General features: G+C 36.4%; 9 protein-coding genes. 8 read left to right on the top strand and 1 reads right to left on the bottom strand.

Features of this window, described 5'->3' with window-relative positions:
- Positions 1 to 46 precede the first annotated feature (46 nt).
- The gene (locus tag WKT09_RS13365; RefSeq protein ID WP_340416506.1) at positions 47 to 778 is read left to right on the top strand and encodes an SIR2 family NAD-dependent protein deacylase; all 732 of its coding nucleotides are present in this window, start codon (positions 47 to 49) and stop codon (positions 776 to 778) included.
- Positions 779 to 842: 64 nt separating this feature from the next.
- Here WKT09_RS13365 and WKT09_RS13360 read toward each other — a convergent pair whose 3' ends face one another.
- Positions 843 to 1,520, bottom strand: a complete 678-nt coding sequence (locus WKT09_RS13360; protein WP_340416504.1) for a histidine kinase — start codon at positions 1,518 to 1,520, stop codon at positions 843 to 845.
- Between the two features lie 220 nt (positions 1,521 to 1,740).
- On the opposite strand from WKT09_RS13360, the gene WKT09_RS13355 reads away from it, so the two are divergent.
- From WKT09_RS13355 to WKT09_RS13325, 7 genes are read left to right on the top strand one after another with little or no spacing between them, the layout of a single operon-like run.
- Positions 1,741 to 4,152, top strand: coding sequence for a Na+/H+ antiporter subunit A (locus WKT09_RS13355; protein ID WP_340416503.1), 2,412 nt, complete (start codon positions 1,741 to 1,743; stop codon positions 4,150 to 4,152).
- The gene (locus WKT09_RS13350; protein WP_340416505.1) at positions 4,139 to 4,561 is read left to right on the top strand and encodes a Na(+)/H(+) antiporter subunit B; all 423 of its coding nucleotides are present in this window, start codon (positions 4,139 to 4,141) and stop codon (positions 4,559 to 4,561) included. Before WKT09_RS13355 ends, WKT09_RS13350 begins: the two co-directional genes overlap by 14 nt.
- Positions 4,562 to 4,564: 3 nt before the next feature.
- The gene (locus WKT09_RS13345) at positions 4,565 to 4,903 is read left to right on the top strand and encodes a Na(+)/H(+) antiporter subunit C (protein WP_340416502.1); all 339 of its coding nucleotides are present in this window, start codon (positions 4,565 to 4,567) and stop codon (positions 4,901 to 4,903) included.
- Positions 4,896 to 6,377, top strand: coding sequence for a Na+/H+ antiporter subunit D (locus WKT09_RS13340; RefSeq protein WP_340416501.1), 1,482 nt, complete (start codon positions 4,896 to 4,898; stop codon positions 6,375 to 6,377). The genes WKT09_RS13345 and WKT09_RS13340 overlap by 8 nt, the downstream gene beginning before the upstream one ends.
- Positions 6,378 to 6,392: 15 nt before the next feature.
- On the top strand, positions 6,393 to 6,875 hold the full coding sequence (locus WKT09_RS13335) for a Na+/H+ antiporter subunit E (protein ID WP_340416500.1): 483 nt from the start codon (positions 6,393 to 6,395) through the stop codon (positions 6,873 to 6,875).
- Positions 6,875 to 7,159, top strand: a complete 285-nt coding sequence (locus WKT09_RS13330; RefSeq protein WP_340416499.1) for a Na(+)/H(+) antiporter subunit F1 — start codon at positions 6,875 to 6,877, stop codon at positions 7,157 to 7,159. The genes WKT09_RS13335 and WKT09_RS13330 overlap by 1 nt, the downstream gene beginning before the upstream one ends.
- Positions 7,128 to 7,520, top strand: a complete 393-nt coding sequence (locus WKT09_RS13325; protein ID WP_445324041.1) for a Na+/H+ antiporter subunit G — start codon at positions 7,128 to 7,130, stop codon at positions 7,518 to 7,520. Before WKT09_RS13330 ends, WKT09_RS13325 begins: the two co-directional genes overlap by 32 nt.
- Positions 7,521 to 7,536: the final 16 nt, after the last annotated feature.

The raw sequence follows: 7,536 nt of genomic DNA, 5'->3' as shown, positions 1-7,536 counted from the left end.
AATTGTTTCGTCGTTTTTTCTTTGCTACGATAGAACTAAGAGCATGATGGAGGGGATAGTATTGGATACATTAACGGAAATGTTAAAAGAATCTTCTTACACCATTGTTTTCACTGGTGCCGGAATGTCAACAGAAAGTGGTTTACCAGACTTCCGATCCAAAGACCGTGGATTATGGGAAAAATTCAATCCAAGTGAATTAGCAAATGTACATGCATTAGTACACAACACAGAAGAATTTACAGAGTTTTATCAATATCGGCTATCAGAAATTAATAAATATGAGGCACATAAAGGACATCATATATTAGCGGACTGGGAAAAATCCGGTCGTATTAAAGGGATCATCACACAAAATGTTGATGCTTTTCATTCTGATGCTGGAAACGAAAATGTCATGGAATTACACGGATCTTTTCGCGTATTCCATTGTCATACATGTAAGAAAGAATTTACGAGAGATGTTTATGTAAAAGGTATATCTACATGTGAATGTGGTGGCACGATTCGTCCAGGCATCGTCTTATTCGGAGAGAATTTACCAGAAGATACGTTTCGACGTGCTGAAATAGAAGCCAAAAAAGCCGATTTATTTATCGTACTAGGATCTTCCTTATCTGTTTCACCCGCAAATATGTTTCCATTAATCGCAAAAGAGCATGGTTCAAAGCTCATCATTGTGAATCGTGAACCAACAGAATATGATCGTTTTGCAGATGTCGTTATCCAAGATAAAAGTATTAAAGAAGTATTGATAGAAATAGATCAGCAGTTATAGCTATCTTTTAATCCATAAAAAAGGTAATGAGTGTCTCATAGAAAGATACCCATTACCTTTTTACTTATCCTAAATTTATATTTGGTGGTTCTTTTATGTCATCAATAACATGGTCTTCTTTTATCCGTACTTGGTGACTTTCTCCACCACATACGAACTTAAACATGCCATTATTAAAGTCAGTTCCGATTTCTTTATAGAAAACACCTTCAAATAAGTTCGCTTTTGATTTTGTAAAAGATAACACAAACCCTTGCTCGTCCTTTCGCAAGAAACCACGAATACCTTTTTCATACATCGCTTCGTCCGCCACTTTCAACGCACGATCTACGGATACGATATGAAGATCAACAAAAACTAGTTCACGTAATAATACGTTAACAAACGAACCTTTCGTAATTTCTTCCCAACGATTTTGTGGCTTTTCTCCAATAATTACCTGGGTTATATTGTATTTATAACAAATCTCTTTAATTGCTTTTACAATCGGCCTTGTTTCATTATCTTTTAAAATAAATTTCTCTGCGCCTAATTCTTTTGATAATGCTCTCCATTGTTCAATATAACTAGCTTTTTCAGCATCGAACTCGTCTGATGCTAATCGGTCAACAGTTAATACATAGAAAGGACTATCCGACATTTGGGACAATTCGTACCCACGCCTAATTAATCTTTCACCATTAGGACCGTAATATACACAAACTAAAATTCGCTCATCCATATGGCTTTTAATTTTACCCAACAGACGACACCCTTTCTTTTCTCCAATAATATGATAATTTATAGCACCATATTATACGACATATCGTACATTTTTTCTATCATAACATATTATTTTCTTTTAAACCTCTATTTTTCCATAAAAATTCAGCTTAGATACGTGATAAAACATATATTTTAGTATATAATTAACAAGAAATATTTATTTTACCTCAATTCAATACTACAAAGGAGGAAAACAATTGCTTCCAATTCATTTAGCGATTATTTTTCCCTTTTTAACAGCTCTTATCATTTTACTGTTTCTAAGGCGATTTAAAAAAATTCATCTTGGTTGGCTCGTATTAATCGTTCCCGCCATTTTATTCATCCAGTTAAGTACATATATCCCCAAAATTGCTTCTGGGCAAACTTTCCAGAACGAAGTGCCGTGGATACCAACATTTGATATTAACTTTTTGACGAATATAGATGGGCTTAGTCTCATTTTTGGTCTATTAATAACAGGTATTGGTACACTTGTCATTTTGTATTCCATATACTACTTAGCGACAGACCCAAATGTCGTACAGTTTTATATTTACTTACTGTTATTTATGGGAAGTATGCTTGGAGTTGTCTTTTCAGACCATTTAATCGTGTTGTATGTATTTTGGGAATTAACGAGTATCTCATCCTTTTTACTAATTGCTTATTGGTATCAACGTAAAGGGTCTCGTTACGGTGCAAAAAAAGCGTTGCATATTACGGTCATCGGTGGGTTCTTTATGCTCGTCGGATTCCTGATGTTACACCATCTTACTGGCACATTCCAAATTAGCGAAATGATCACGCAAGTCGATACGTGGAAAAACGACCCATTACTTATATGGATCATCGTGTTCATTTTAATCGGTGCGTTTACCAAGTCAGCACAATTCCCATTTCATATTTGGTTACCAGATGCGATGGAGGCTCCAACACCAATCAGTGCTTATTTGCACTCAGCAACAATGGTAAAGGCCGGGATTTATATCGTTGCTCGCTTTACCCCTGTATTCGGTGGAGAGACGATTTGGTTTATACTCGTGAGCACTATCGGGTTACTAACATTATTTTGGGGTGCGTTCACGGCGATACGCCAAACAGATTTAAAAGCATTGCTCGCTTATTCAACCGTCAGTCAACTCGGATTAATTATGACACTATTTGGTGTCGGATCTTTATCTTTTCATCCACAATTTTCACTAGAAGGCACATTATATACACAAGCAATTTTTGCGGCGTTATTTCATTTAATGAACCACTCCACATTTAAAGGTGCATTATTTATGATTGTCGGAATTATTGACTATCAAATTGGAACACGTGATTTACGACGTTTAGGTGGACTAGCCTCATTAATGCCAATTTCTTTTACAATCGCAATGATTGGTAGCTTTTCGATGGCCGGACTACCACCATTTAATGGGTTTTTAAGTAAGGAAATGTTTTTCACATCGATGCTACAATTAAAAGAAATGAATATAGAATCGATTACATCCTTGCAAACGATGGCAACATTTTTCCCTATTATTGCTTGGGTAGCGAGTGTCTTTACGTTCATTTACTGTATGATGATCGTTTTTCAAACGTTCTTCGGGCCATTTAAAATACAAAATAAAGAGGAAGCAAAAGAGCCGTCCTTTGGGATGCTTATCCCACCGATTATTTTAGGCGCCCTAGTCGTATTCGTATTTTTCTTCCCGAACATATTAGGGGACCATATTATTAAACCTGCTATTTACAGTATTTATCCAAATGTGACAGCTGATATGATTGGCTCCATCTCACAATGGCATGGATTTAACACAGAATTAATGATGACCATTGGTATTATAATACTTGGATCCATTATTTATATTTACTTAACCTATTTCAAAAAGGTGTACGTTGTATTTCCACGATCATTGTCGTTTGATGCGTTATACAACAATACATTAGAGAAATTAGATATATATGCAAATAAAATAACGAACTTCTATATGACAGGTTATTTGCGTGATTATATCGCGTTTATTTTCAGCTTCTTCACGGTTTTATTGTTAGGTGTATTCTTTTACGTAGACGCATTTGCCTTTTCAATGGAAGGGGATGCGGCAATGAATATATTTGCCTGGATTTTAGTCGTCTCCATTATCATTGCTGGTATGACTATTTTATTGGCATCATCAAGACTAACAGCAATTGTCGTTAATGGATATATTGGTTTTGCCATTGCAATGTTTTTCGTTTTATTCCGAGCACCGGATTTAGCTTTAACACAACTCGTCGTAGAGACCGTTACGACAGCGTTATTTTTACTTTGCTTCTATTTCCTCCCTGAATGGGAAAAGGAAAAACCTGCTCGTAAAACAAAAGTGACGAATATGATCATCGCAATTTCTGTTGGAGTGACATTTACACTCATTGCACTTTCTGTTAAAAGTGGCCGATTATTTGAATCTATTTCCACTTACTTCGAAAAATCTGAAGAATTGACAGGTGCTAAAAATATTGTGAACACCGTACTTGGAGATTTTCGTGCATTTGATACGATGTTGGAAGTAATCGTATTATTAATTGCCGGAATTGGTGTGTACACATTGATTAAATATAAAGATAAAGTGGAGGTGAAGCATGATGAAAACGAATGATGTCATATTACAATCTGTCACCAAAGTCGTTGTCTTTATCATTTTGACGTTAGCGATCTATTTGTTTTTCTCTGGTCATAATGCACCTGGTGGGGGATTCGTTGCAGGCCTTGCGTTGGCATCTAGCTTCGTCCTTATGTTACTAGCTTTTGATATAGAAACCGTAAAAAAAGGGATTCCCGTTAACTTCCGCATATTAGGTGCAGTTGGTGCAATGTTAGTACTTATTGATGGGATTGGGGCTGTCGTATTTGGTAAACCATTTTTAACACAGGGATTTATGGCAATCAAGATACCTTTTTTCGGACCAATTGAAATCTCAACGGTAACATTTTTTGAAACAGGTGTTGCCCTTACCGTTGTCGGAGTTGTCATAACGATTATTTTATCTATTAGTGAGGACGTGTAAGTAATGGAAACAGTCATTATTATCCTATCTGGTATATTAGTTACCATTGCAACCTATTTACTTTTATCTAAAAATTTAATTAAAGTTATTTTAGGAACAGCTGTCCTAACTCATGCCGTCCATTTACTCATTATGGCGATGGGTGGTTTTTACGGAAGCAGTGTGCCAATTATCGGAGAAAATAGCGAAGAATATGTAGACGCATTACCACAAGCACTTATTTTAACGTCCATCGTTATTAGCTTTGCGGTAACTGCCTTTTTCCTCGTGCTCGCATACCAAGTATATAAACGTACTAAGACGACTGACCTAAAAGAGTTACGGGGGTTCCGCCATGAATAATATCATCGTATTTCCTATGGTGTTACCACTCATCACTGGTGTGTTACTCATTTTTTTCACACCATATATAAAGTTACAACGGGGAATCACACTTTTATCATTAATCATCAATGCCATTATTAGTTTCATCATGTTACAAACGATTCAAACAGAAGGGATTTTAACCCTCCATTTCGGAGGTTGGCTGCCACCATTTGGTATTTCGTTTGTTGCGGATTCTTTTGCTACATTGCTCGTCTTAACGACAAATATCGTTAGTATCTTTTGTGTGATGTATGCTTTTTACACAATAGGAAAAGAGCGAGAGAAATTATACTTTTATCCTTTCGTGTTATTTCTAATTGCCGGGGTCAATGGGTCTTTTTTAACAGGAGACTTGTTCAACTTATTCGTAACATTTGAAGTTATGTTACTTGCCTCTTATGCATTAATCACCTTAGGAGGAACGAAAGCACAATTACGTGAGTCCATTAAATATATTACTATCAATGTCATTTCATCTTCGTTATTCCTTATTGCGATTGCATATTTATATGGTGCGTTAGGTACTTTAAACTTAGCACATTTATCAGAGCGAATTGACGAAGTAGGCCAAACACCCATTATAACCGTTATTAGCTTCGTCTTTTTAATCGTTTTCAGTTTGAAAAGTGGACTACTTTTATACCAATGGTTACCTGGATCTTATAGTAAACCACCAACAGCAATTGCAGCATTATTCGGAGCATTACTCACGAAAGTTGGAATCTATGCCTTATTTCGAACGTTCACATTGCTCTTTTACCATGAACAACAAATTACACATACCATTATCGGAATAATGGCTGCATTAACATTAATCGGTGGGTGTATCGGTGCACTCGCTTATACGAATATTCGCCAAATCGTTTCATATAACGTTGTCATTACAGTAGGATTCATTTTAGTGGGCCTTGCAGTTATGCATACATCTGCAATAGAAGGTGCCGTGTTTTATATCATGCACGATATGATCGTAAAAGCTTTACTATTTTTACTTGCGGGATCGATGATTTACTTAACGAAATCGGAACGTATGGATGAGATGAGTGGACTGATTCGAAACTATCCCGCATTAGGTTGGATGTTTTTCATTGCCGTCTTATCCGTCACAGGCATTCCACCTTTAAGCGGGTTTTTAGGAAAAGTATTGCTCGGTCAAGGTGCCATTGCAACAGGTTCTTACGTTTTATTAGGACTTAGTTTTGCATCAGGCTTTATCGTCCTTTATTCATTATTACGTATTTTCATGAGTTGTTTTTGGGGAGAGACCATTATTAGTGAGGAAGAAGAAATCCCTTTACGAAAAGGAGTATTACTTCCAATGAGCTTACTAGTATGTTGTACATTTTTACTAGGACTAGGTTCAGAAGCAGTGGCTGTATACATCGTTGATGCAGCAGAAACATTGATGAACCCGTCTATATATATTGATGCAGTATTATACAATCATTAATTAGGGGGTGAAATGATGGCAGCACAGTTTTTATTAAACTTATTTATCGCTTTATTATGGGTACTTTTAAAAGATGAAGATGTGCTAAGATGGCAAACGATCGTCGTCGGATTTATCGTCGGTAGTGTCATTCTGTATATGATGCGGCGCTTCTTTGGTGGTCGTTTCTATTTACATCGTTTCCTCTCTATGATAAAGCTAATTTTAATCTTTATATCCGAGACAATTCAATCTACAATCGTCGTGATTAAACATATTATTACACCTAAGATTGATATTGAACCTGGTATTTTTTCCTATAAGACAGAGCTTCATAGTGATTGGGAAGTCACGACACTAGCGTTGTTGCTCACATTAACTCCAGGGTCTGTCGTAATGGAAGTCAATGAGGAAGGAAATGTTTTTTACATTCATGCGATGGATATCAATCGATATAAAAGCGACTTAGAAAGGTCACTCAATACATTTGAGAAAGCGATCATGGAGGTGACGAGATAATGATAGAGTGGATGTTAATGACTTCTTTTGTTTTGTTTGGGGTAGCAATTTTTATTACGTTCATTCGGATTATTATCGGACCGACATTCCCTGATCGTGTCATTGCAATGGATGTCGTTGGAGGAAATTTAATTTCTTCTATTGCTATCGTCTCCATCATTTTTAATACGAAAGCTTTTTACGATGTCATCCTCGTTTTAGGGATACTTGCGTTTGTTAGTACTATCTCCTTTTCTAAGTTTTTAGAAAGGGGTGCAATCATTGAGCGTAAACGAGATATTTGAGTTTTTTGCTGCTAGTTTAATTTTATTAGGTAGTATCATTAGTGTCATCAGTGCTATTGGCATCATCCGATTTCGTGACGTATATTCACGGGCACATGCCGCAACAAAAACGACAACCGTTGCAATTTTAACGACATTGATTGGTGTCTTTTTATACGTCTGGAACAATGACGGAGCCATCAGTGTCCGTCTTATGCTTGGGATTGTGTTCGTCTTTATTACAGCACCCGTATCAGGGCACCTCGTTTTACGAGCAAGTTATCGTGCAAACGTGAAAATGACGGAAGAAACGGTGGAAGATGAATTAAAACTAGCTTATGAAAAAAAGGTACAAGAGGAAGCGAAAAAAGAAAACGACTAATTGGTTTTTTCCAATT

The sequence above is a fragment of the Pseudogracilibacillus sp. ICA-222130 genome, from assembly GCF_037892545.1.
In the GTDB taxonomy this organism is placed as follows: domain Bacteria; phylum Bacillota; class Bacilli; order Bacillales; family Amphibacillaceae; genus Pseudogracilibacillus.
This window is presented reverse-complemented; position numbering and strand designations above follow the sequence as displayed.